22 protein-coding genes and 1 pseudogene are annotated in these 22729 nt (G+C 63.4%); 16 read left to right on the top strand and 7 right to left on the bottom strand.

Translation table 11 applies throughout. The features are described from left to right. The 3 genes from PAF12_RS16615 (at position 1) to PAF12_RS16605 (ending at position 4253) form a co-directional block, all read left to right on the top strand. Positions 1–1167: an acyl-CoA dehydrogenase family protein gene (locus PAF12_RS16615; RefSeq protein WP_027264359.1), complete on the top strand. Its 1167-nt coding sequence runs from the start codon at positions 1–3 to the stop codon at positions 1165–1167. A 23-nt stretch (positions 1168–1190) separates the two neighbouring features. Beyond that, complete coding sequence (locus PAF12_RS16610; protein ID WP_027264360.1) at positions 1191–3305, top strand: acetate--CoA ligase family protein; 2115 nt, start codon at positions 1191–1193, stop codon at positions 3303–3305. Positions 3306–3449: 144 nt separating this feature from the next. After that, entirely contained in the window at positions 3450–4253 is an 804-nt protein-coding gene (locus PAF12_RS16605) for an IclR family transcriptional regulator (protein ID WP_027264361.1), read from the top strand. A 331-nt stretch (positions 4254–4584) separates the two neighbouring features. Here PAF12_RS16605 and PAF12_RS16600 read toward each other — a convergent pair whose 3' ends face one another. From PAF12_RS16600 to PAF12_RS16590, 3 genes are read right to left on the bottom strand one after another with little or no spacing between them, the layout of a single operon-like run. Further along, positions 4585–6141 carry an IS66 family transposase gene (locus PAF12_RS16600; protein ID WP_027264362.1) on the bottom strand — a complete coding sequence of 519 codons (1557 nt, stop codon included), beginning with the start codon at positions 6139–6141 and terminating at the stop codon, positions 4585–4587. A 54-nt stretch (positions 6142–6195) separates the two neighbouring features. After that, positions 6196–6549: an IS66 family insertion sequence element accessory protein TnpB gene (gene tnpB / locus PAF12_RS16595; RefSeq protein WP_027264363.1), complete on the bottom strand. Its 354-nt coding sequence runs from the start codon at positions 6547–6549 to the stop codon at positions 6196–6198. Then, positions 6543–6950, bottom strand: coding sequence for a transposase (locus PAF12_RS16590; RefSeq protein WP_027264364.1), 408 nt, complete (start codon positions 6948–6950; stop codon positions 6543–6545). Before PAF12_RS16590 ends, tnpB begins: the two co-directional genes overlap by 7 nt. A 252-nt stretch (positions 6951–7202) precedes the next feature. Here PAF12_RS16590 and dctP point away from each other — a divergent pair, with 252 nt between their 5' ends. The 11 genes from dctP to PAF12_RS16535 are packed head-to-tail and all read left to right on the top strand — an operon-like array spanning position 7203 to position 19324. After that, the gene (dctP, locus tag PAF12_RS16585) at positions 7203–8306 is read left to right on the top strand and encodes a TRAP transporter substrate-binding protein DctP (protein ID WP_156127914.1); all 1104 of its coding nucleotides are present in this window, start codon (positions 7203–7205) and stop codon (positions 8304–8306) included. Positions 8307–8317: 11 nt separating this feature from the next. Beyond that, positions 8318–8887, top strand: a complete 570-nt coding sequence (locus PAF12_RS16580; protein ID WP_139236335.1) for a TRAP transporter small permease — start codon at positions 8318–8320, stop codon at positions 8885–8887. Positions 8888–8889: 2 nt separating this feature from the next. Next, on the top strand, positions 8890–10179 hold the full coding sequence (locus tag PAF12_RS16575) for a TRAP transporter large permease (RefSeq protein WP_027264367.1): 1290 nt from the start codon (positions 8890–8892) through the stop codon (positions 10177–10179). 19 nt (positions 10180–10198) lie between these two features. Next, positions 10199–10948 (top strand): SDR family NAD(P)-dependent oxidoreductase, encoded by a 750-nt coding sequence (locus tag PAF12_RS16570; protein WP_027264368.1) that lies wholly within the window; start codon positions 10199–10201, stop codon positions 10946–10948. Between the two features lie 43 nt (positions 10949–10991). After that, complete coding sequence (locus tag PAF12_RS16565) at positions 10992–12113, top strand: acyl-CoA dehydrogenase family protein (protein ID WP_027264369.1); 1122 nt, start codon at positions 10992–10994, stop codon at positions 12111–12113. Positions 12114–12123: 10 nt separating this feature from the next. Next, entirely contained in the window at positions 12124–13638 is a 1515-nt protein-coding gene (locus tag PAF12_RS16560) for a class I adenylate-forming enzyme family protein (protein WP_027264370.1), read from the top strand. Next, positions 13635–14126: a MaoC/PaaZ C-terminal domain-containing protein gene (locus PAF12_RS16555; protein WP_027264371.1), complete on the top strand. Its 492-nt coding sequence runs from the start codon at positions 13635–13637 to the stop codon at positions 14124–14126. The genes PAF12_RS16560 and PAF12_RS16555 overlap by 4 nt, the downstream gene beginning before the upstream one ends. Beyond that, positions 14119–16230 carry an acetate--CoA ligase family protein gene (locus PAF12_RS16550; RefSeq protein WP_198952314.1) on the top strand — a complete coding sequence of 704 codons (2112 nt, stop codon included), beginning with the start codon at positions 14119–14121 and terminating at the stop codon, positions 16228–16230. Before PAF12_RS16555 ends, PAF12_RS16550 begins: the two co-directional genes overlap by 8 nt. Continuing rightward, a complete protein-coding gene (locus PAF12_RS16545) occupies positions 16227–17045 on the top strand; it encodes a citryl-CoA lyase (RefSeq protein ID WP_036051583.1) in 819 nt (272 codons plus the stop codon). Before PAF12_RS16550 ends, PAF12_RS16545 begins: the two co-directional genes overlap by 4 nt. Beyond that, complete coding sequence (locus tag PAF12_RS16540; protein ID WP_027264373.1) at positions 17042–18163, top strand: CaiB/BaiF CoA-transferase family protein; 1122 nt, start codon at positions 17042–17044, stop codon at positions 18161–18163. The genes PAF12_RS16545 and PAF12_RS16540 overlap by 4 nt, the downstream gene beginning before the upstream one ends. A gap of 6 nt (positions 18164–18169) precedes the next feature. Beyond that, on the top strand, positions 18170–19324 hold the full coding sequence (locus PAF12_RS16535) for an acyl-CoA dehydrogenase family protein (RefSeq protein ID WP_027264374.1): 1155 nt from the start codon (positions 18170–18172) through the stop codon (positions 19322–19324). A gap of 74 nt (positions 19325–19398) precedes the next feature. Here PAF12_RS16535 and PAF12_RS19035 read toward each other — a convergent pair whose 3' ends face one another. The 4 genes from PAF12_RS19035 to PAF12_RS16520 form a co-directional block, all read right to left on the bottom strand. Further along, entirely contained in the window at positions 19399–19641 is a 243-nt protein-coding gene (locus tag PAF12_RS19035) for a hypothetical protein (protein WP_205964847.1), read from the bottom strand. Beyond that, the gene (locus tag PAF12_RS19030) at positions 19638–19994 is read right to left on the bottom strand and encodes an ATP-binding cassette domain-containing protein (protein ID WP_198952313.1); all 357 of its coding nucleotides are present in this window, start codon (positions 19992–19994) and stop codon (positions 19638–19640) included. The genes PAF12_RS19035 and PAF12_RS19030 overlap by 4 nt, the downstream gene beginning before the upstream one ends. Before the next feature lie 117 nt (positions 19995–20111). After that, a complete protein-coding gene (locus tag PAF12_RS16525) occupies positions 20112–20387 on the bottom strand; it encodes a hypothetical protein (protein ID WP_027264375.1) in 276 nt (91 codons plus the stop codon). A gap of 33 nt (positions 20388–20420) precedes the next feature. Next, positions 20421–21227 carry an ABC transporter substrate-binding protein gene (locus PAF12_RS16520; RefSeq protein WP_071974356.1) on the bottom strand — a complete coding sequence of 269 codons (807 nt, stop codon included), beginning with the start codon at positions 21225–21227 and terminating at the stop codon, positions 20421–20423. A gap of 249 nt (positions 21228–21476) precedes the next feature. Here PAF12_RS16520 and PAF12_RS16515 point away from each other — a divergent pair, with 249 nt between their 5' ends. Together PAF12_RS16515 and PAF12_RS16510 are read left to right on the top strand one after the other, a co-directional pair. After that, the gene (locus PAF12_RS16515; RefSeq protein ID WP_250637868.1) at positions 21477–22001 is read left to right on the top strand and encodes a CoA transferase; all 525 of its coding nucleotides are present in this window, start codon (positions 21477–21479) and stop codon (positions 21999–22001) included. Continuing rightward, a pseudogene (locus PAF12_RS16510) lies at positions 21976–22662 on the top strand (CoA transferase). The gene PAF12_RS16515 and the pseudogene PAF12_RS16510 overlap by 26 nt, the downstream one beginning before the upstream one ends. Positions 22663–22729 lie beyond the last annotated feature (67 nt).

The raw sequence follows: 22729 nt of genomic DNA, 5'->3' as shown, positions 1-22729 counted from the left end.
ATGACCTATCAGATGACATCCGAACAGCAGGGAATCCGCGATGCGATCCTGCGGATCTGCGAAGAATTCGACGACGAATTCTGGCTGACACGCGATCGCGTAGGCGGTTTCCCGCGAGAGCTGCATCAAAAGCTGGCCCGCGATGGCTGGCTGGGGATTGCAATCCCCGAAGAGTACGGAGGTGCCGGTCTTGGCATCGTCGATGCCGCGATCATGATGCAGGCCATTGCGGAATCCGGCGGCGGCAACAGCGCCGCATCGGCGATTCACATGAATATCTTCGGTCTGAACCCAGTCGTGAAATTCGGCACCGATGACCAGAAAAAGAAATACCTTCCGCCTTTGGTGGCAGGCGATGAACGTGCGTGTTTCGGGGTGACCGAGCCGACAACCGGTCTGGACACCACCAAACTGAAAACACGCGCCGTGCGACAGGGTGACCGATATGTGGTGCACGGCCAGAAGGTCTGGATTTCAACCGCCCAGGAGGCCGACAAGATCCTGTTGCTGGCGCGCACGACCCCGCTTGAGGACGTCAAGAAACCGACAGAAGGATTAAGCCTTTTTTACACCGATCTGGACCGATCTTTCGTCACCGTGCGCGAGATCGAAAAGATGGGCCGCAAATGTGTCGACTCGAACGAACTGTTCATCGACGGGCTTCCGATCCCCGCCGGGGATCTGATCGGCGAAGAAGGCCAGGGCTTTCGTCAGATCCTGCACGGGCTGAACCCCGAACGGGTTCTAATTGCCGCTGAAGCAGTCGGAATCGGGCGGAATGCGCTTCGGCGCGCCGCGGATTACGCCAATGAGCGCGTCGTTTTTGGCAGACCAATCGGTCAGAATCAGGGTGTACAGCACCCCCTGGCCGCCAGCTGGGCGGAACTGGAGGCGGCCAACCTGATGGCGATGCACGCCGGCGCGCTCTACGACGCGGGCAAGCCCTGCGGAAATGAAGCCAACGCAGGAAAATATCTGGCCGCCGAAGCGGCGGTGAAGGCGACACAGACCGCGCAGCTGACCTTCGGGGGGTTCGGATACGCCAAGGAATACCATGTCGAGCGTCTTGTTCGCGAGGCCATCCTGTTCCGCATCGCGCCGGTCACCCCGCAGCTGGTGCTTTCGTTTATCGCGGAACATGCCCTCGGCCTGCCAAAATCCTACTAGTTACGAACATCAAAGGAAGTCCCATGCGAATTCATGGAATGGATGCCATTTTCAACCCTCGCTCGGTAGCGGTGATTGGCGCCTCAAGCGATCCCAAGCGCATCGGCGGAAGGCCGGTGGATTTTCTCAAGCGGCACGGTTTCGACGGCCCGATCCTGCCTATCAACCCGAAATCGCCAGAGGTGCAGGGCCTGACGGCGTATCCGTCGATCTCGGAGGCACCCACGACACCGGACCTGGCCGTGATCGCGCTGCCCGCGCCGCTGGCCGTTCAGGCGGTCGAACAGTGCGCGGCCCAAGGTGTGCGGGGGGCGGTGATCTTCAGTTCGGGGTTCTCGGAGGTCGATGCCGACGGGGCCGCCCTTCAGGCGCGCATGGTCGACATCGCGCGCGAGGGCGGCATGCGGCTTGTGGGGCCGAACTGCCTTGGCATCGCGAATGTGCGCCACAACCTCTATGCGACATTCACGCCCGGGGTCGAAAAACACCTGCCAAAACCCGGCGGCGTGTCGATCGTCAGTCAAAGCGGCGCGTTCGGCTCGTATTGCATGACGCTCGTTCGAATGCGCGGACTTGGGGTCAATATCTGGGCGACGACGGGCAATTCCTGCGATGTCGATTTTGCCGATGCCGTGGCCTATTGCGCGCAGGATGACGATACCCGCGTCATCATGGGATATCTCGAAGGGGCAACCGATCGCGACAGGCTGGTCGAGGCACTTGAGCTGGCGCGGGCCCGGGGAAAGCCGGTGGTCATGATGAAGGTCGGGCGCAGCGCGGTCGGAGCAGAGGCCGCGCAGTCGCATACCGCCTCATTGGCTGGGGCAGACGCGGTTTATGACGCGGCGTTCCGGCAGTACGGCGTTTACCGGGCGCAATCGGTCGATGAAATGTTCGATGTGACTTATGCCTGTGCCGAATCCGCGTCGATGATGCAGGGCGACCGGCTGGGCCTTGTGACAGTCTCGGGCGGGGTCGGGGTGCTGATGGCCGACGAAGCCGAAAAGCTGAAACTGGACGTGCCTGCGCTTCCCGATCATGCACAGAAAAAGCTGAAAGAGGTGCTGCCATTTGCCGGTGTCCGAAACCCGGTCGATGTGACGGCGCAGCTGGTCAACCAGATCGATCTTCTGGAAACCAACATGGATGTGTTGTTTGGTGACGGCGAGATCGATGGGGCCATCATCTTCATGTCGACGGTCGGACTTGTCGCCGACCTGAACGAAGCCATTCGGCGCGGACTGGAGCGCATTCGCGAGAAATATCCCGATCGGCCAATGCTGTTCTGTTCGCTGACAGAGCCAGAGGGGCGCGCCGCGTACGAAAAGTCGGGGTTCATCGTGTTCGAGGAACCGACCCGTGCAGTCCGGGCGATGGCCGCATTGCGCTATTTTGCCCGTTCCTTCGCGCGGGCAGGCGAAAAGGACCCGATACCCGAACTCTCCAACCTGTCGCCGTTGCCGGACGGAATTGTGAACGAGATCGAGGCCAAGGCCCTGCTTGCAGAGGCCGGAATCGGGATCGTGCGCGAAACCCTGGCCACCACCCCCGAAGCGGCAGCTCAGGCAGCGCAAGAAATGGGATTCCCGGTCGTGCTGAAGATTGCCTCGCCCGACATCTTGCACAAATCCGACATCGGGGGCGTCGCGCTTGATCTGCGTTCGGCCGAAGATGTCCGCTCTGCCGGGGCACGAATCTTGGAATTGGCGTCCGAGAAGATGCCCGGTGCGCGGATCGACGGGCTGGTCGTGGCGGAACAGGCAGCACCTGGACTGGAGGCTATACTCGGCGTGACCCAGGACCCGGCTTTCGGCCCGGTGGTCATGTTCGGTCTGGGCGGGGTGTTTGTCGAGGCCCTCGAAGACGTGTCTTTCCGCGTCGCACCATTCGGACCTGTCGAAGCGCGCCGTATGATTGACGAAATCCGCAGCCGCAAACTGCTGGACGCATTCCGGGGCGCGCCCGAACGCGACATCGACGCCCTCGCCGGCGCCCTTGCCCGACTGTCTGCTTTTGCCGCCCATCACGGGGCCGCGCTTGAGACCATTGATGTCAATCCATTGATCGTCGGAGCAAGCGGGCAGGGAGCCGTCGCCGCTGACGGTGTGATCATACCCGCCAATCGAGGAGGCCACTGACAACCGAACCCGAAATCTTTCCTGATCCCCAAGCCGCTTGCGGCGTGCCCCCGGCAGTTTTCTAACAGTTGACAGAATTTACAAGCGCGGCCATCCTTCCGTATGGAACGCTGTGCATATAACTGCACACGAAGGGAGGAGATCATGGAAACCGCGCATCAGACTTCAGCAAGAACAGGCGGCGATCAAATTGTGAAATCGGTGGCGCGCACCTGTCAGACTTTGGTGTATTTCGATGAAGTTCAGCGACCGCTTTCGGTCGTGGAAGTGTCCAAGGAACTGGGGTACCCGCAGTCAAGTACCTCGGCGCTGCTCAAAAGCTTGGTGAAGCTTGGATTTCTGACCCACGATGCCCGAAAGAAGAGTTATTTTCCCACCGAGCGCGTTCCGCTTTTAGGGTCGTGGATGAATCCAGATCTGTTCGGCGAAGGCACCATCCACCGGCTGCTCAAGGCAATTTCGGAACGCACACGGCATGTGGTGGTTCTGGCAACCAAGAATGGGGACGAAGCCGAGTACGTGCAAGTTGTCCGCCCGAAAGATTCGCCGATCCACCACATATCGCTCGGGACACGTCGTCCGCTGGGTAACTCAGGTGTCGGGCGCGTTCTGATGAGTCGTTTCAGTGACGACGAAGTGCGCAGTCTGTTCCGCAGGATCAACGCCTATCGCGCGCCCGACAAACCGGCAGTGGATGTGAAAGCTTTCGTGGCCTCGTTGGCAGAAACCCGTGCCAAGGGCTATTACCTCTCAACCGATCAGGTGGTTCAAGGGAGCGGCTTGATTTCCATGCCGTTTCCTAACCATCTGAACTCGCGGCTTTTCGCTGTCGGGGTTGGCGCTCCAACTGATGTTATCTTGAGATCCGAAAAAGAGATCGTAGGGATCATGCACGAAGAAATCGTTCGAAATCTGAAGAAGATGGGTCAACAGTCCCTGACCGCCTGACCGCCTGGATCAGCCAGCGCCGTAAAAAATGGCCCGGCTTGACGAAGACGGGACTTGGGGGGCGCGGACGAAACGCGCCACTTGCCAATGTCAGGGTCCGTTTTCAGGCGGCGGAAATAGCCTCTTCGCGTCAGGCTCAAGGTTGAGCCTGACCGGCGGGGCGTCGTTAGCACCGGCATCCCCGAAGGCCGGGCGGTGTAGGATGCGCTGCCCAGAGCAGTGCGACCACGGTTTCGGCCCGCCCCAAGAATACCGGCTTGAAGAGAGGCGCCGCGAAAGAGGCCGACCATCATCGTGTTGATCGTAAGCGGCGTCTACGCCCCACCGGAGTTCAGCTCGACGGCTTGAAGTTCCAGGGTAGCAACTCGTCGATCCGGTTCGCGGGATGCCCTGCCGCGATCGCCTCGAGCGTCGCCTTGAGATAGACAAAGGGTACGATTTCGTTGATCTTTGCTGTGGCGATGAGCGAGGCGATGCGGCCCCAGGTCCGACCACCTTCGTCGTGGCCGGCGAAGAGTGCGTTCTTCCGCGTCAGGGCGATCGGCCTGATGAGATTCTCCACGGCATTGGAGTCGATCTCGACGCGTCCGTCCTGCAGGAAGGTCTGTAGCCCGTCCCACTGCCGGTGGATATAGGCGAGTTTCTCTCCGAGGCGGGACTTGGCGGAGATCCGGCGGCGCTGGCTCTGCAACCATTCGCCGAACTGGGCCACCAGCGGCGCGGTGCGTGTCTGTCTCGCCGACAGGCGCTGTCCCGGTCCCATGCCGCGGATCTCGGTTTCGATCCGGTAGAACTCGGCGATCCGGCGCAGCCCCTCGGCGGCGATCTCCGATCCATCACGGTCGAAGACTTCCTTCAGCTTCCGGCGGGCATGTGCCCAGCAGTGCGCAACCGTGATCGGCGCGCCGCCCTTGCGCGAGGGGCGCGTCAGCCGATCGTAGCCGGGATAGCCGTCCAGCTGCAGGATGCCGTCGAAGCCCTGCAGGATCTGCTCCGCGTTCACGCCGGCGCGGCTCGGGCGGTAAGTGAAGACCACGCCGGGCGGGTCATCGCCGCCCCAGCCCCGATCATCTCGGGCCAGCGCCCAGAGGAAGCCAGTCTTCGTCCTGCCTCGCCCGGGCTCCAGAACCGGCGCCGTCGTTTCGTCCATGAAGAGTTTGCCCGAGCCCTTCAGGTGCTCGGCGAGCCGGTCGACCACCGGGGCAAGGTGGAAGGCCGCGGTGCCGACCCAATCGGCGGGCGTGCTGCGCCGAAGGTCGATCCCGGAACGCGCGAGGATCTGGCTCTGGCGATAGAGAGGCAAATGGTCGGCGAACTTGGCGACGAGCACATACGCAATGGCGCCCTCGGTCGGCAGCCCGCCCTCGATCAGGAAGGCAGGGGCTGGCGCCTGGGTGACCCCTTCGGCGTAGGCACGGCAGGCATACTTGGGTCGAACCGTCACGATGACGCGGAGCTGGGCCGGCACGATGTCCAGCCGCTCGCTGCGGTCCTCGCCGATCCGGTGCATCGTGCCGCAGCCGCAGGGACACTCCAGGCTGGCCGGCTCGATCATCTGCTCGATCCGGGGGAGGCTCTCAGGCAGATTGCCCCGATTGCGGCGGGCGACCTTGGATCGCCGCGGACCGGACGAGGCCGTGGCGTCTTCATCCTGCTGGGCCTCTGCCTCGACGACGGCAGTTTCCAGATCTTCGAAGGCCAGCTGCCGCTCGTCCTCACTCAGTTTCTCGGACCTTTTGCCATGCACGACCTGGTTCAGTTCGGCGACGAGGTGCTCGAGGCGCTTGTTGGCTTCCCTGAGTGCATCACGCTCGCGCAGGACGGCCAGAACAGCGTCACGCTGGTCTTCCGGAATGGCCGACAGGTCGAGGGATAGGGCGCTGGACATGGCGGCATCATATCCCGCTCCTGCGTTTGTCAGGCCGGCTTTCCCCGCCCTGAGTCACTCTGCCACAGCGGGGGCGCGCGTCTCCAGAGACCGCACCCGCCGCCAGTCCAGCCCGGCGAACAGCGCCTCGAACTGGGCGCGATTCAGGGTCATCGCACCATCCCGGATCGCGGGCCAGGTGAAGGTGCTCTCCTCCAGCCGTTTGTAGGCCATGACGAGACCGCTGCCGTCCCAGAACAGGATCTTCATCCGGTCTGCGCGCTTCGCCCGAAAGATAAAGACCGTCCCGGTGAACGGATCTTCGGTCAAGGTCGACTGCACCAAGGCTGCCAGTCCATCATGCCCCTTGCGGAAGTCTACCGGCTTCGTCGCCACCAGGATGCGGACCCCTTGAGACGGCATCAGCATGCAGGCGCTTCCAGAGTGCGCACGATCGCGGCGATCTGACCTGCCGACGTGTCAGAAGACAGCTCGATCCGGGTTGTTCCCTTGACGATCCGGATCACCTGCTGGGGCTTCGCGTCGGAAAGCTCGGGCGTCTCAGTCGGATCGCAAATGACCAGAGGCGCGAAGACCGGCTCTCCGAGTTCCGCCGGAGGAAGAACCAGCTGGCCCTGCTTTGCCAGACGCCGCCAAGCCGAGAGCTGGTTTGGGCGGATGTCATATCGCTCGGCAATCGCATTCACGGTCGCTCCCGGCTCCAAAGTCTCTGCCACAGCGCGAGCCTTCACGTCGTCCGGCCAGCGCCGATGACCTGACCCGTAGATCTCGACGCCCAGAGATCTGAGAAACGAATTTGTCGCGCACATTGCGAAACACACTCCCCATCATGAGATGGATATCACCTCGCAGTGCCGGAGCTCATCTACAACGTGGGGCGCAGCCGCCGCTTACTGTTGATCGGCAGGCCACGGAATCCTTTCTTTCGGCCGTGAAAGCGCTGGAGATTCCCACCCACGATTGGCGTTCGATCTTCTCTGTTGCGTCGCCGCGGATTCAGTTCGCGTATTCGCATATATGTGTGATCTCGCGACAGTTGCGCTCCCGGCCACCCATAAACATTGACCGGTTCACCGCACCATGGTGCGCTGATCGACAACGCCACAGGGAGGAAGACTGCCATGACAAGAAACACAAAACTCGATCGGTTTGCCGCAGGGGCGGCGCTGGTGATCGCGGTCGGAACGATGCCGCAAATTGCGGCGGCCGAAGTGACACTCAAGGTTGCAGATACCTTTCCGCCCGGCCACTACATCGTCGAGACCGGCACCACCTACTGGATGGACCGCGTAACCGAGCTGACCGATGGCGAGGTCAAGTTTCAGTATTTCGGTGCCGGTCAGTTGGGTTCGCTGCGCGATATGTTCTCGATGGTGCAGACAGGCGTGGTGGACATCGGCTATGTTCCGCCGGCCTATAACGGGGGCACGATGCCGCTGGCGGGCGTGCACACGCTTCCTGGCCTTTTCTCGCAGAGCGTTGTCGGGACGCCCGCTTTTTTTGAAACGGTGACGTCGGATCCGATCCTGCAAAACGACTTCCTGGCCAACGGGATGCGCCCAGTCTGGGGTGTAATGACCTCGACCTACAACCTGTTCACCCGCGACCAGGATGTTAGCGGCATTGATGACATCAAAGGGCTGAAACTGAAAACCATTGCCGGGAACATGGCGGAGTCGGTCAAGGCCCTAGGGGGCGCGCCGGTTGATATTCCCAGCCCGGAAACCTATCAGGCCATCCGCACCGGCACCGTCGACGGCACGATCTTTCCCACCACCAGCATCTATTCCTACAAGCTGGACGAGGTAATCGATACCGCCGTTCTGGGTCTGGATGTTTTTGTGTATTGGGCGCCCTACGCGATCCGCGAGGAGGTCTGGCAGGATCTGTCGCCAGAGCATCAACAGGCCATTCAACAGGCGTCGCAGGAGGCGATGCAGCGAGTTGCCGAAGAAACCGACCGATCGGCCGCCGAGCTTGAGGACAAGATGCGGGACAGCGGTATCGAGGTCATCGTTCTGGATGAAGCGCAGCGCGAAAAGGTCAAATCGGCCACAGCGCCGGTGTTCGATGCCTGGGTCTCTGGTCTGCAAGAGCGCGGACTGCCTGCGGGCGAAGTGCTGGAGATGTTTCGTGCGAACATCGAAAAGCACCAGACGCAGTAAGGCGCGCAACCGTGTCCCGTCACGATCTTGATCCCCGAGAGGACGCCGTGCCGTCGCCGAGAGTTGGATTGCACGGTCCTCTGGGCCGAGCGATGGACCGGGTGGATACCGGGATGAACTGGCTGTCGCGCGCTGCGATGATGGTCATGCTGGTGCTGATCCTCATACAGGTCTTTACGCGCTATATCCTGAATGACCCGATCGAAGGGGTCATTGGCGCTACAGAGCTATATCTGATGCCCATCATCGTGTTCGGAAGCCTGAGCTATCTGGAAATGTATGATGGCCACGTGCGAGTGGGGATAGTGTTTGATGCTCTGCCCGAAGGGCTGCGGGCCGGTTTCAATGTCGTCTTGCGATTGGCAGCGGCCGCGTTTTTTGCGCTGATCTGTTACGGTGCCTCGCGCGAGGCGCTTAAGGCGTGGGACTTCGGATATCGCACATCCGGCGACATCGACGCGCCTCTCGTCACCACGCTTGTGATTGCGCCGATTGGCTGCGTGCTGATCGTTCTGCGCCTTCTCGTAAATGCGGCGGGTGACGTTCAGCACCTTCGCGGCGCTTCGGATCGGATTGGCTGAGTATGGAATTTCTTGCACCTGTGTCGCTATTGCTGGCGGGGCTTCTCGTCGTCGGGATGCCGATAGGCTTCGCGATGGGCATCGCCGGCACCGTCGGCCTGTATCTGATCGGCGGGCTCAATCTGGCGCTCGGCATCCTGTCGGTGGCCCCGTATCGCAACACCGCCTCTTGGCTGTTGACCGCCATTCCCTTGTTCATCTTGATGGCCGAGATCCTGTCGGCCAGTCGGATTTCGTCGGACATGTTCCGCGCCGCCAACAGGTGGGTGGGCCATTTGCCCGGCGGACTGGCCGTGGCCACGGTCTTTACCAGCGCAGGCTTCGGGGCGGTTTCGGGCTCGTCCACCGCGGCGACGGCCACGATGGCGCGCACCGTCGCGCCCGAGGCTGAGAAATATGGCTATGACCGCGGCATGATCGTAGGCACGGTTGCGGCCGCCGGGACGTTGTCGATCATGATCCCGCCTTCGGTTGTGCTGATGGTTTACGGTATCATCACCGAAACCTCGATCGGCGGGCTGTTCATTGCCGGCATTCTGCCGGGTCTCATTACCGCGCTCAGCTTTGCCGGGATCACGATGGTCTGGGCGACGCTGAACCGCGATCTGGCGCCACCAGTGCAAAGCCATGGGTGGCGTGAGCGCTTCGCGTCACTGCGCGACATCTGGCCGGTGGTTCTGCTGTTCGTCTTTGTCGTGGCCGGGATTTATTCTGGCGCTGTCACCGTGACCGAAGCCGCCGCGGTCGGCTGCTTTGGCGCGATCATGATTGCCGCCGTGTTGCTCAGACGTATGGGCTGGCGCGAATTCATGGGGGCGCTCGAACGTACAACGCGCCCGACTGCAATGATCTTCACCATTATTATCGGGGCGCACATTTTCGGCTATTTTGTCACCCTGACCATGGCACCGCAGGCGCTGGTTTCGTACGTGCAAGGGCTTGAGATCGGGCCGGGCGTGGTGATTTTAATCCTGATCCTGATCTACATCCTGCTGGGCTGCGTGATGGATCAGCTGGCGATCCTGATCCTGACCATGCCGATCGTCTTTCCAATGGTCATGGAGCTTGGCTATTCGCCGATCTGGTTCGGCATCCTGGTGACCAAAACGGTCGAAATCGGGCTGATTACCCCCCCAATCGGAATGAACGTTTTCGTCGCCAGCTCGATCACCGGCGTACCTCTTAAACGGGTCTTTGTCGGGGTGCTGCCTTTCGTGCTGGCCGAGTTCGCGGTCTTGGCCCTGATCGCATTCTTTCCCGAGATCGTAACCGTGTTCTCGGGCGAATACTGACAACCTGAAGGAGCGTAACTTGGAACTGGGACTAAAGGACAAGGTGGCTATCGTCACCGGATCGGGTCGCGGGATCGGCGCAGTGACCGCCCGCGCGCTGGCCGAAGAGGGGGCGAAGGTGGTGATCACCGATATCGACCCCGAAACCACAGAAGCCACCCGCGCCGCTCTTGAGGCCGACGGATACGACGCGATCGGCGTGGTCTGCGATGTCACGAACGAGGCACAGGTCGAAGCCCTCGTCTCGCGCACGATCGAAGCATTTGGCGCCGTCCACATCCTGGTCAACAATGCCGGATTTCCGCGCGACAACTACATCACCAAGATGCCCGAACAGGACTGGGACGCTGTTGTGGGCGTGATCCTGAAGGGTGCCTATACCTGCTCGCGCGCCGTGGTGCCGTACTTCATGGAACAGAAGTGGGGCCGGGTGATCAACATCTCCTCTCGCGCCTATCTCGGCAATCCGGGACAGACCAACTATGCCGCCGCCAAGGCCGGCATCATCGGCTTCACCCGGGCGCTGGGGATGGAACAGGGGCGCTTCAATGTCACCGTAAATGCCATCGCGCCGGGGTTCATCGCCACCGAGATGATCGAGGCGCTTCCAAACTACGACCGGATAAAGTCGCGCGCTCTGGCAATGAATACCGTGCAGCGCCTTGGCAACGAACGCGACATCGCCAACGGCGTGGTGTTCCTCGCCTCGGATGCGGCGGAATACATCTCGGGCGAGACGCTTCACATCACCGGGGGGCGATATGGCTAAACATGTCCCGGCCTCCGCCTGTGTCGAGGATCAAGAGACGCGGATGCTGCGAGACAGCATCCGGGGCTTCATGGCGCGCGAGCTGACCGAAGAGCGCATCTCGCAATGCGAGGCGACGGGCGATCTGCCCTGGGCGATAATGGGCGAGCTACGCCAGTTCGGCTATCTTGGCGGGCTTCTCTCGGAAGAGGCCGGTGGCTACGGCCTCAGCTATCGCACCTGGGCGATGATGATGGAGGAAGCAGGATACCGCTGGCTTTCACTCCGGGTTCTGCTCAACACCGTGAACATCGTGATCGCACTGTTCCACCACCTGGGCGATGCGCGCCAGAAGGAAAAGTGGCTGAAACCCGTCATGGCTGGCCAGATGCCGGTCTGGGTGGGGATCACCGAACCCGACCACGGCTCTGATGTTGCCTCGGTGCAGACCCGCGCCGAGGACAAGGGCGACCACTGGCTGATCAATGGCGGCAAGCTGTGGACGACGAACGGCGTCAACGGCCGGGTCGGAATCCTGGTGGCACGGACATTCACGGAAGGCTGTGATGGCGATCTGAGTCTGTTCATCGTGGACCTCGAGGAGACCGATTTCGAAGCTTCGCGGGTGGGCACGATGTTCATCAAGGCCACCGCGACATCGCAGCTGGCCTTTCAAGACGCAAAGGTGCCAAAGGAAAACCTGTTGGGTCCTGCGGGAAAGGGCCTCAAGGCGATCCTTACGGGGTTGAATTATGGCCGGCTCAACGTGGCGGCGGGCGCGGTGGGCGCGGCGCAGCGGTCGTTGGACCTGTCCACCGATTACGTCAAGACGCGCAAGCAGTTCGGCAACGTGATCGGAAGCTATCAGCTGGTGCAGAAGCTGATCGTCGACATGACCATCCGCACCGAAGCGGCGCGCGCGTTGACTGACCGTGCCGCCCAAGCGCTGGACGCGGGTCTGCCTGGGCGCAAGGAATGCTCGATTGCCAAGCTCTATGCCAGCGAGGCGGCGCATGAGGTGGCCTCGATGGCGCTGCAGGCGCACGGCGGGCTGGGCTATTCGACCGACTACCCCGTCGAACGGTTGTTCCGCGACACGCGCGGCGGGCTGATCCCCGAAGGCACATCGGAAATCCAGACATTGATCATAGGGCGCGAGGTTCTCGGGATCTCGGCCTTCACCTGAGGAGGCGGCCATGCCGATGACCTTTCTCCAGGCCCTGAGGTTGAACGCGCGGCGGTTCCCCACGAAACCCTCGGTGGTGTTCGAGGGGAGGAGCCAGACCTATACGGATTTCCTTGACCGGGTGGAACGGATGATGACGGTGCTGGCGCGGCGCGGCATCGGACCGGGCGACAAGGTGGCGGTGATCTCGGAAAATCATCCCGATTTCCTTGCCGCCTATGTGGCGGTGACGGGGCTAGGCGCAATTCCCGCACCGATCAACTATCGCATCGCGCCCGAAGTCATGGCCGATGTGGTTGCCCGCTCGGACAGCAAAACCCTGCTGCTGGGCGATGCGGCGCTGGATCATGCCGATCTGTTCCGGACCGTGGTGGACGACATCGTCACCATCGGCGACGGGGCCCCGCAAGGACTGCCGCGCCTGTCGGACCTTCTGGCAGACACACCGCCCGATCCGCCGCAAGGGCAGGACGGCACCACGATCATGCTGCACACGTCGGGGACCACCGGCAAGCCCAAGGGCGCGCTGCGCAGTCTCTTCGGCATGGAGGAACGCGCCATCGAGCAGCGTTTCCGCCCCGACGACCGGGCGCTGTCGGCGCTGCCGATCTGCCTGTCGGCCGGCTGCACCTATACGCTGCTGCCGCTTTATCTGGGTGCCAGCGTCTATCTGATGCGCCGCTTCGACGGGGCCGCCGCGCTACGGCTGATCGAAGACGAGCGGCTGACCGCCACCATGCTGCTGCCCGCCATGCTCCAGCGGATGGTCGAGGCCGAGGGGTTCGCGAGCGCCGATCTGTCGTCGCTGGGGACTTTGCAATCTGGCGGCGGCGAGATGTATCTCGACCTCAAGCGTGCCGCGCTCGACAAGTTCGGCGATGCGCTGATGATCTATGCCGCCTCCAGCGAAGCAGGACCCTATGCCAACCTGACCGCTCGGGATCTGCGCCGCAACCTTGCGGGCAACTGCGTCGGCCGCCCCTTCTTCGGGGTGGAACTCAAACTGCTGGACGACGATGGAAACGAGGTGCCGCAGGGCGAGGTCGGCGAGATCTGCACCCGCAGCGAAAGCCGCTACGACGGGTATTACAAGGATGAGGCGCTGACCGCTGAAACCCGGCGCGGCGACTATCTGACCGTGGGCGATCTGGGCCGGATCGACGACGAAGGGCTGCTCTGGTTCACGGGTCGCAAGCGCGACATCATCAAGAGCGGCGGCATCAATGTCTACGCCCCCGAGATCGAGGAGGCGCTGGCCGGCCACCCGGCGATTGCCGAGGCGCATTGCATCGGCCTGCCCGATCCGCACTGGACCGAGGCGATCTGCGCAGTGATCGTGCCCGCGCCGGGCGCGCAGCTGACAGCGGCCGATGTGATCGCCCATGCCGAAACCCGGCTTGACCGATACAAGCGCCCGCGGCGCGTGGTCTTTATGACGGCGGTGCCGCGCAACCTGACCGGCCGCGTTCTCAAGGCTGAACTGAAAGAGGCAGTGCTAGCGCTGCCAGAGGAGGAAACCCAATGACACGGCCCGATCTTTCGGCCCTCAAGGGCCAGCAACTCTACTGGGAGGACCTGAACGAAGGCGACCAGTTCGATAGCCCCACCCGTACCATCACCGAGGCCGACGTGGCTAATTTCGCCTGCCTGTCAGGCGACTTCAACCGGCTGCACGTCGATGCCGAATATGCCGCCGATTCGGCCTTTGGCCAGCGTATCGCGCACGGGCTTCTGGTGGTGTCGGTGATGTCCGGGCTGACCACGCGGATGCTGATGAACACGTTCCTGGAACCCTCGCTTCTGGGGTTGCTCGACATGCAGTGCAGCTTTCCCAACCCCACCTTCATCGGCGACACGATTGGCGTGCGCGTTACCGTAGCCGAGAAGCGCGAGACTTCGAAACCCGAACGCGGCATCCTGTCGTTCCGGCGCGAGGTCATCAACCAGCGTGGCGAAACCGTGGTGGAAGGGGTCTGGAAACTGCTCGTCCGGCGGGCGCCGCAAGGTGGCTGAGCCGGTGGTCGCCCGCGACTTTCCCGATCTTTCGCGGCTCTTGTCGCCACGCAGCGTGGCGATCCTGGGCGCCAGTGAAAGGCCCCGTAGCGTGGGCAGCGACACCTTGCTGAACCTTGCCGAGCATTCCGACTTCGATGGGCAGATCTTTCCGGTCAACCCCGGGCGTGAAAGGGTGCATGGTTTGCGCGCCTATTCTGCAATGTCGGCCTTGCCTGGCCCCGTCGATGTGGCGGTGGTGTGCCTTCCAGCCGATGCGGTGGTGGGCGCCTTGCGCGATTGCGCGGCAGCAGGAACGGGGTTTGCGGTGGTCTTCACCTCTGGCTTTGGCGAAACCGGGGATGAGGGCCGTGCCGTCGAAGCCGAGATGGCTGAAATCGCCCGGCAAAGCGGGATGCGCATCTACGGGCCGAACTCGCCAGGGCTGAGCAACATCAACCGCCGCCTTGGGCTGACCTTTTCACCGGTATTCAAGAACGACACGCTGGGCGGCGGCATTGGGCTTGTCACCCAGGGCGGCGGACTTGGCCGCGCCTTCATCCAGGCAAGCGAACGGGGTATCGGCGTTGGCCTGTGGTGCTCTACCGGCAACGAAGCCGACCTGACCATGGCCGATGTCGTGTACCACATGGTGGGCGATCCCGACATAAAGGTAATCGCCCTTCTCGCCGAAGGCTTCCGCGACGGGCCGCGCTTTCTGGCAGCTGCCCGCGCCGCTGCTCGCGCCGGCAAGCCGGTGGTGGCGATGAAGGTGGGCAAGTCGGACTATGGCGTTGCTGCCACCCGTTCGCACACCGCCGCGCTTGCCGGATCGGCGGCGGTCACCTCGGCACTGTTTCGCCAGCATGGCATCGTCGAGGTGGAGGATCTGGACGAATTGATCGATACGGTGGCGCTGTTCGAGCGCGTCGGCATCGCCCCGCGGCGGGGGATCTGCGTCTATTCCTTCTCGGGTGGCACAGCGGCGCTGGCCGCCGATATGGTGGGCAGCGCCGGGCTGATCCTGTCCGAACTGGCCCCCGGCACCCGCGCGGGGTTGCGTGCGCTGGCCCCGTCTTATGCGGCGGTCGATAACCCGGTGGACCTGACCACCCAGGTCTTCACCCAAGACAAGCTCAACCGCGATTGCCTGTCGCTGGTGGCGCGGGACCCGGCCACCGATGTTGTGCTTCTGCCGATTCCCGCCGACTACGGCCCGATCACCGACCGGTCCGCCGACGACATGGTCGCGCTGGCGCCGGACAGCCCGGCTCTGCTCCTGCCGGTCTGGATGAGCGGGCATCGCGCCGCTGGCTATGCCACGCTGAACGCGGCAGGGCTGGCGCCTTTTCGCAGCCTCGGCAAGGCAGTGACGGCGTTGAAGCGGCTGATCTGGCGCGGCGACTGGAGCCCCTCGGGGACCTCCACGCTTGCTCTACCCGCATTTCCGCCCGGCGAGCTTGACGAGGCTGCCGCCAAGGCGGTGCTGGCCGACCTGGGTCTGACCGTGCCCGAAGGACGGGTCGTGACCAGTGCCAGACAGGCAGGCGAGGCGGCGCGCGGGATCGGCTTTCCGGTGGTGCTCAAGGCGCTGGTGCCCGGTCTTCTGCACAAGACCGAAGCCGGGGCCGTGGCCGTCGGGCTGATGGATGAGCAGGCGCTGGCGGCGGCCTGGGGCGCGATGATGACATCGCTTTCAGCACAGGGGCACAGGCTGGAGCGCGCTCTGGTTGAGCGCATGGAACAGGGGCCGGGCGTCGAGGTGATGGCGGGACTGCACCGCGATCCGGTGTTCGGCCCGGTGGTGAGCTTCGGCCTCGGCGGCGTGATGGTCGAGGCGCTTTCTGACGTCACGCACCGCGCCGCGCCCTTTGGGCGGGACGAGGCGCTGGCGATGATCGACGAGATCCGCGGACGCGCACTGCTGGGTCCGCTGCGCGGCCGCCCCGGCGCCGATCTGGGCGCGCTGGCCGATCTTCTCGTGATCCTGGCCGCCCTGGGTGCGCGCGGCGACATCGCGGAGATGGATCTCAATCCGGTGCGCGCCGGTCCGGCGGGTGCGACGGTGCTTGACGCGGTGATCCTGCGCGCTCCGACCGAGATAGAAGGAAAGGCAAGGCAATGACGGTAAAGACGGACATCGGTTTCACCACCCGCGACCGCATCTATGTGCGCGGGCGCGATCTGGCCGATGAGATCCTGGGCAAGATGGATTTCGTCGACATGATCTATTTCACCGCCACGGGGAAAGAGCCGGATGCCCGCACCCGCGCGATGACCAACGCGATCATCGTCACCGCCACCGATCACGGCCTTACCCCCAGCGCCATCGCCGCGCGGATGACCATTCTCGGCGCGCCGGAATCGCTTCAGGGTGCGGTGGCCGCGGGCTTGCTGGGCGCGGGGAACCATTTTCTCGGCACCATGCAGAACGCCGCGGCCTTTACCCGCGACGAGATCGGCGAGCTGTCCGACAGCGACGACGACGCAGCCTATGCCGCCCGCGCGCAAGAGGCCGTGCGCGCCTTTCGCGCGGCGCGCCGGATCGTGCCAGGCCTCGGTCATCCGATCCATGTCGACGGCGACCCCCGCACGCCGGTCCTGCGCCGGATCGCCGGCGAGAATGGGTTCGACGGGCGGCACTGGCGCTTCATGGCGGCCGTCGAGGCCGCCGCCCGCGAGGAATATGGACGTCTGCTGCCCATCAACGCCGCCGGCGCGGTCGGGGCCACCGTTTCGGACATGGGGCTTGCGCCGATCTGGGCGCGGGCCTTCGCCCTGATTGGCCGATCCGCCGGGCTTCTGGCGCATCTGATGGAAGAGCTCGAAAATCCGCAGGGTCAGAAGATCTGGGACATGATCCTGGAACAGGACGACTCGGCGGAATGCGCCGGGATTGCCGACCCGGACCGCGCAGACAGCACAGGAGAGCAAAAATGACCGGCACTGCACCGCTTTCGGGGCTTCGCGTTCTCGATCTGACCGAGCTTCTGCCTGGGCCCTATGCAACGCAGCAACTGGCCGAGATGGGGGCCGAGGTCATCAAGGTCGAACGTCCTGCGGGCGACGCCGCGCGCGCCATGTTCCCCGGCCTCTTTGCCGCCGTGAACCGCGGCAAGAAAAGCATCGCCCTGAACCTAAAGGATGACACAGACCGCGCGGCTTTCCTGCGGCTGGCCAAACGGGCGGACGTCGTGATCGAGGGTTATCGCCCGGGCGTGACCGCGCGGCTGGGCATCGACTATGAGACGCTTTCGGCGCTCAATCCCGGCCTCGTCTACTGTTCGGTCAGCGGCTATGGTCAGACCGGGCCGGCGCGCGACTGGCCGGGGCATGATCTGAACTACGCGGCGATGGCGGGCGCGGTGGCGATCTCGGGCGCGCCCGACGGACCGCCTGAATACACGACGGGCGTGCCGATCGGGGATCTCTCGGCAGCCATGTATGCCATCATCACCATTCTTGCTGCGTTGCACGGACGCGACGCCACGGGGCGGGGCCAGTATCTGGACGTGGCGATCACCGACGCGCTGGCCAGCTGGGTCGCCCCGCGCTACGGTGTGTGGGACGCCGGACGCCAGGCCGGGCGCGAGATCACAAAGGCCGATATCCTGCGCCGCGCCGCCTATGGTATCTTCGCGACCGCCGACGGTAAATACATCACCATCGGCGCGATCGAGACGCATTTCTTCCGCCGCCTGATCCGTGCCACCGGGATGACGGGCTTCGACGATCCTGCGCTTGACGACTTCGCCGCACGCACCGACCGCACGGATGATATCCGCGCCGCCCTGACCCCGCTGATCGCCGCGCGTCCCTATGCGCATTGGGCGGAGATCTTCGAGGCCGAGGATGTTCCCTTCGCCCCGGTCAACGGGCTGGAGGATCTGGCCCGGGACCCGCAGCTCAAGGCGCGCGGGATGGTGCGCTCAGCCGGCGCGGCCCAGGTGATGGCCTTCCCGGTGCCGATGGCTGGGATGAGTGATCCGGCGGGCCACGTCCCGGCAGTGGGCGAGCATCAGGCCGAAATTCTGGACCAAGCCGAAAAGCTGGAGTGAGGACCGATGCAGTTTGAGCTGGACGACTGGCAGGAAACGGCGCGGCGCAGCTTCCGCAAATACCTTGACGCCGAGGTGGCGCCCCTGGTCGAGGCGCACGAGGATGCCCACCGTCCGCCGCCGCCCGAAGTGTTGCAGAAGATGGGCGAGTTCGGCCTGCTGGGCGGTCTTTTGCCAGAGGCGCAAGGCGGTGCCGGGCTTGATTATCTGACATATTGCGCGCTGCTGTGCGAGCTGTCTCAGGTATGGCCGTCGCTGCGCAGCATCGTCAGCACGTCGAACCTTGTCCTGATGATCGTCGCGCAGCATGGAACGCCGGAGCAACAGGCAAGGTGGCTGGGCGATCTGGTTTCGGGTCGCAAGACAGCCTTTTTTGCGCTGACCGAGCCGAACGTCGGCTCGGACGCCAGCAACGTGGAAACACGGGCCCGGCGCGACGGTGATGGCTGGCGGCTGAACGGACGCAAACTGTATATCTCCAACGGGACCGGGGCCGATCTCGGGGTGGTTTTCGCGCGGTCGGGCGACGGCGAACGCGCGGAGGTATCGGCCTTCGTGGTCGAGGCGGGAACAGCAGGGTTTTCAACCCGAGAGGTCCGCAGCATGGGCATGAATTCATGCCCGCTAGGCGAGCTGCTGTTTGAGGACGTATTGCTGCCCGCAGACCACCTGATCGGCGCCGAGGGCGAGGCGTTCGCCATCGCCAAGCATTATCTGAACGTGGGGCGCTGTTTCGTTTCTTTCACCTGCCTGGGCCTGTCAATTGCCGCCTATGAGGCGGCGCTGCGATATGCGGGCGCGCGAGAACAGTTCGGACGCAAGATCGGCGGGTTTCAACTGGTCCAGCAGATGATCGCAGATATGTTGACTGGCGTGGAAACCTCGCGGTTGCTGGCGTGCCGGGCCGCTGACGCGCTGGATCGCGGGGCACCGGATCGCGGCCGGGCCTGTTCCATGGCCAAGCGTCACAACTCCGATACGGCTCTGCGGGTTTGCGAGACTGCCCTGCAAGTGCACGGCGGGGCCGGATACACCCGTGATTTCCCCGTCGAGCGCTATTATCGCGATGTGCGACATCTCACGATCGCTGAAGGCACCAACCAGCTTCAGGCGCTGCTTCTGGCACAGGGGGCCCTGGGCATCTCGGCGCTACGGGGCTGATCGGTCCGCAGTTTGCGCACGGTCTGTCGCCGCTGCCGGTCTGAATGGCAGGCGGAATGCGGGCACAGGGCGGGTCAGATTCCCAAATACGAACGGCGCACGTGATCGTCGTGGCGCAAGACGTCAGAGGCTGCGGCGAGGGCGATTGTCCCGTTTTCCAGAACATAGGCGCGGCTGGCGAAATCCAGCGCCATGTAGACATCCTGTTCCACCAGAAGAATGCTCAGGCCGGTGCGGCGCCGACCGTCGAGGGCCTCGTACATCTGCTCGACCATCAGAGGCGCGGGGCCGAGCGACGGCTCGTCGAGCATGATCATGCTGGGCCGGGCCATAAGCGCGCCCGATCGCCAGCATCTGCTGCTGACCGCCTGAGAGCCCTCCGGCAAGTTCGCGGGCCTTCTGGCTCAGCATCGGAAAGGGCGTCCTTTCGGTCTTTCGCGTCGAGTGCGGCGCTCGCACCCACGATCAGATTTTGCTCGACCGTGAGTGACCCGAAGACGTGCCGCGCCTCAGGAACATGGACGAGGCCGAGGCGCGGAATCTCGCTGGCGGCAAAACCGCCGATTTCCTTGCCATCGTGGCGGATCGCTCTGGAACGGGCGGCCACAAGGCCCGAAATCGTGCGCAGAAGGGTGGATTTGCCCGCGCCGTTCGGTCCGATCACAGCCACGACCTCGCCCTCGGCCGATCTCGATGCTGACGCCGTGGAGCGCGTCGAGCAGACCGTAACCGGAGACGAGAGACTCGATCGACAGCTTCATCTTGGGCCCCGGTTATAGTTTTCGCATCAGTTCAGAGGATTGGGCTCTTCCACAGCCACCTCTGGCGGCCAGATCGTGACCTTTTTCGTGCCGCCGTTCTTCCATTGCGCGATCAGGTTCTGCGATCCGACGTTCCTGCCGTGTTCGTCGAATTTGATCCGCGAGAACGGCGAGATCAGCTGATCGCCGGGGATGTCGATCTTAAGGATGGCGGCGCGAAGGTTCTCGGTCGTCAGTTTCTGGCCGGACTCAAGCGTCTTCTCCAGCACGGCCTTCAGCGTGTAGACACCGCGGTTGCACATCGACGCATAGCTTGACGGCACGATGCCGTGCCGTTACTCGTAAGCCTTCACAAAACGCTGGGCGCGGTCCATGTCGGGATTTAAGTAGTCCACCGTGCTGAGATTGACGTCCTCGACGAAGCCCCTGTCCACCAGTTGCGGGGTGCGCACATCAACCGGACCGCCACTGATTCCGACAATGTAGGGCTTGAAGTCATGCTGCTGCATTGCCTGGAGCTTGGTCACCACATCTTCGGTGTAGCCGGCCCAGATCACCATGTTGGCACTCGATGTCTGCACCCGCTTGACCGGCGGCAGAAGGTTGCGATCGCTGCGCGAATACGGCGCGCTAGCGGCGATCTCGATGCCCCGCTCCTCCAGCAGAACTTCGATCCGCTCGATGGTTCCGGCGCCGCGCGGGCTGTCTTCATAAAGCAACGCCGGGACGACGTCGCCTTGCGTCATCAGGTGTTCGAAGAATTCCACGACCGTGGCCGCCTCGGTATCGGCTGTGATCTGATCGGAGAAATACCATTTGTAACCGCGCTCGAGGAGCTCGGCCGACACCGCCGGCGAGTTCAGGTGAGGAACCCGCGCCTGCTCGGCGAACTGCGCCGCAGCCGATGTGCCTGCGCTGATCTCGCAGCCAAGGATGACCGGAGCCCGCTCGAGGCGGGTCAACCGCTCCATCACCTGGCGCACCACCCCGGGATTGCCCTGTGTGTCGTAAAGTTGGATCTTCAGCGGCCGACCGGCGACGCCGCCATCGGCGTTGATGTGCTCAAGGGCAACTGCGATCCCCTTTTGCGCATCCTGTCCGGTCACGGCGATCGCTCCCGACATGGCGACGATCGCCGGCATCACGATTTCTTCGGCTTAGGTGTTTGATCCCACGGTTTAATGGTGTGATCCTTTCGCAGGAATGGAAGGAGGCCCTATGGGACAAGTTCGTCACGGAAGCGCCACGACCACGCACGCCGTCAGAACAGCAATACAGCGATCGCAAGCTTCGCTCGCGGCGCTGCGCCCTTGGGTCGCGGGTCGACTGACCGCCAGACTACGGCGCGCATTGCTGACTCGAAGGGTGCGATACCGCAAAGGGAAAAGAAAATGGACAGTCAGCCGCAGCAGCCAGCCGAGGGGGACGGACCGCTTGCGGGTTACAGGGTGCTTGATCTTTCGGTCAACGTGCTTGGACCGGTGGCGATCCAGATCCTCGGCGACATGGGGGCCGACGTCATCAAGATCGAGTCACCCGACGGCAACTACACACGCCAGGTGGGACCGTCGCGCAACCCGAAGATGGGGGCACTGTTCCTCAATACAAACCGCAACAAACGCTCGGTCGTGCTCGACCTGAAGAAACCCGACGCGCGGGCCGCGCTCCTTGATCTGGTGCGTTCCGCGGACGTGCTGGTGCATTCGATACGCCCCGGCGCCGCCGAACGGCTGGGCGTCGACTACGAGGCGATCCGCGCGGTCAATTCCCGCATCATTCATGCCTCGTCTTCTGGCTTCCGGCTGGATGGTGAGCGCCGCGACTGGCTTGCTTTCGACGATGTGATCCAGGGCGCCAGCGGCGTAGCCGGGATGATGGCCCGGGCCACCGATGAGCCGCGCTATTACCCACGGTAATCGCCGACAACTATGCGGTTACATCCAGGCATCGTCCATCGCGATGGCCTTCGTCTGGCGCGAGCGCACCGGCCACGGGCAGCAGGTAAACGTGCCGATGATGGATGCGATGGTCAACTTCAATCTGATCGAGCATCTCTGGGGCGCAACGCTCGACCGGCCCGATCTGGGCATGGGTTACAGCCGGGTATTCTCGCCCCATCATCGGCCTTATCCAACGCAGGACGGGCACATCTGTGTGATGGCGGCGATGGACAACCAGTGGCTGCGTCTCTTCGACGCCATAGGCCGGCCCGAGCTGCGCGACGATCCACGATTTGCCACAGCAGAGTTGCGCACCGATCACATTGACTAGTTATATTGGTTCCTCGCCGAGGCAATCGCGGGGAATACAACCGCCGAGTGGCGCCGCCGGTTCGACGCGGCCGACGTGCCGAATGGACCGGCCAACAGCCTGGAGGATCTGCTGGTTGATCCCTATCTGGTTCAAACCGGGTATTTCGAGCGCCACGAGCACCCGACAGAGGGCGCCGTCGTGACGCTCCGGATACCGGTCCAGTTCTCGGACAGCCCCGGCCGGGTGCGCCGGCTGCCACCGCGGCTGGGCGAGCACACGGAGGAGGTTCTGTCCGAAATCCGCCTTCCGCGCGCCGACGCCTGACGGAACCAGGCCAGGCGGGCAGCCGGTGCCCGGCTGGCCAGGATCGGTTCGCGGCCAACCGGACCCG

The organism is Paracoccus sp. SCSIO 75233 (assembly GCF_027912675.1).
In the GTDB taxonomy this organism is placed as follows: domain Bacteria; phylum Pseudomonadota; class Alphaproteobacteria; order Rhodobacterales; family Rhodobacteraceae; genus Paracoccus.
Note: the sequence above shows the minus strand (reverse complement) of the source record. Positions and strands in the feature narration are given on the sequence as shown.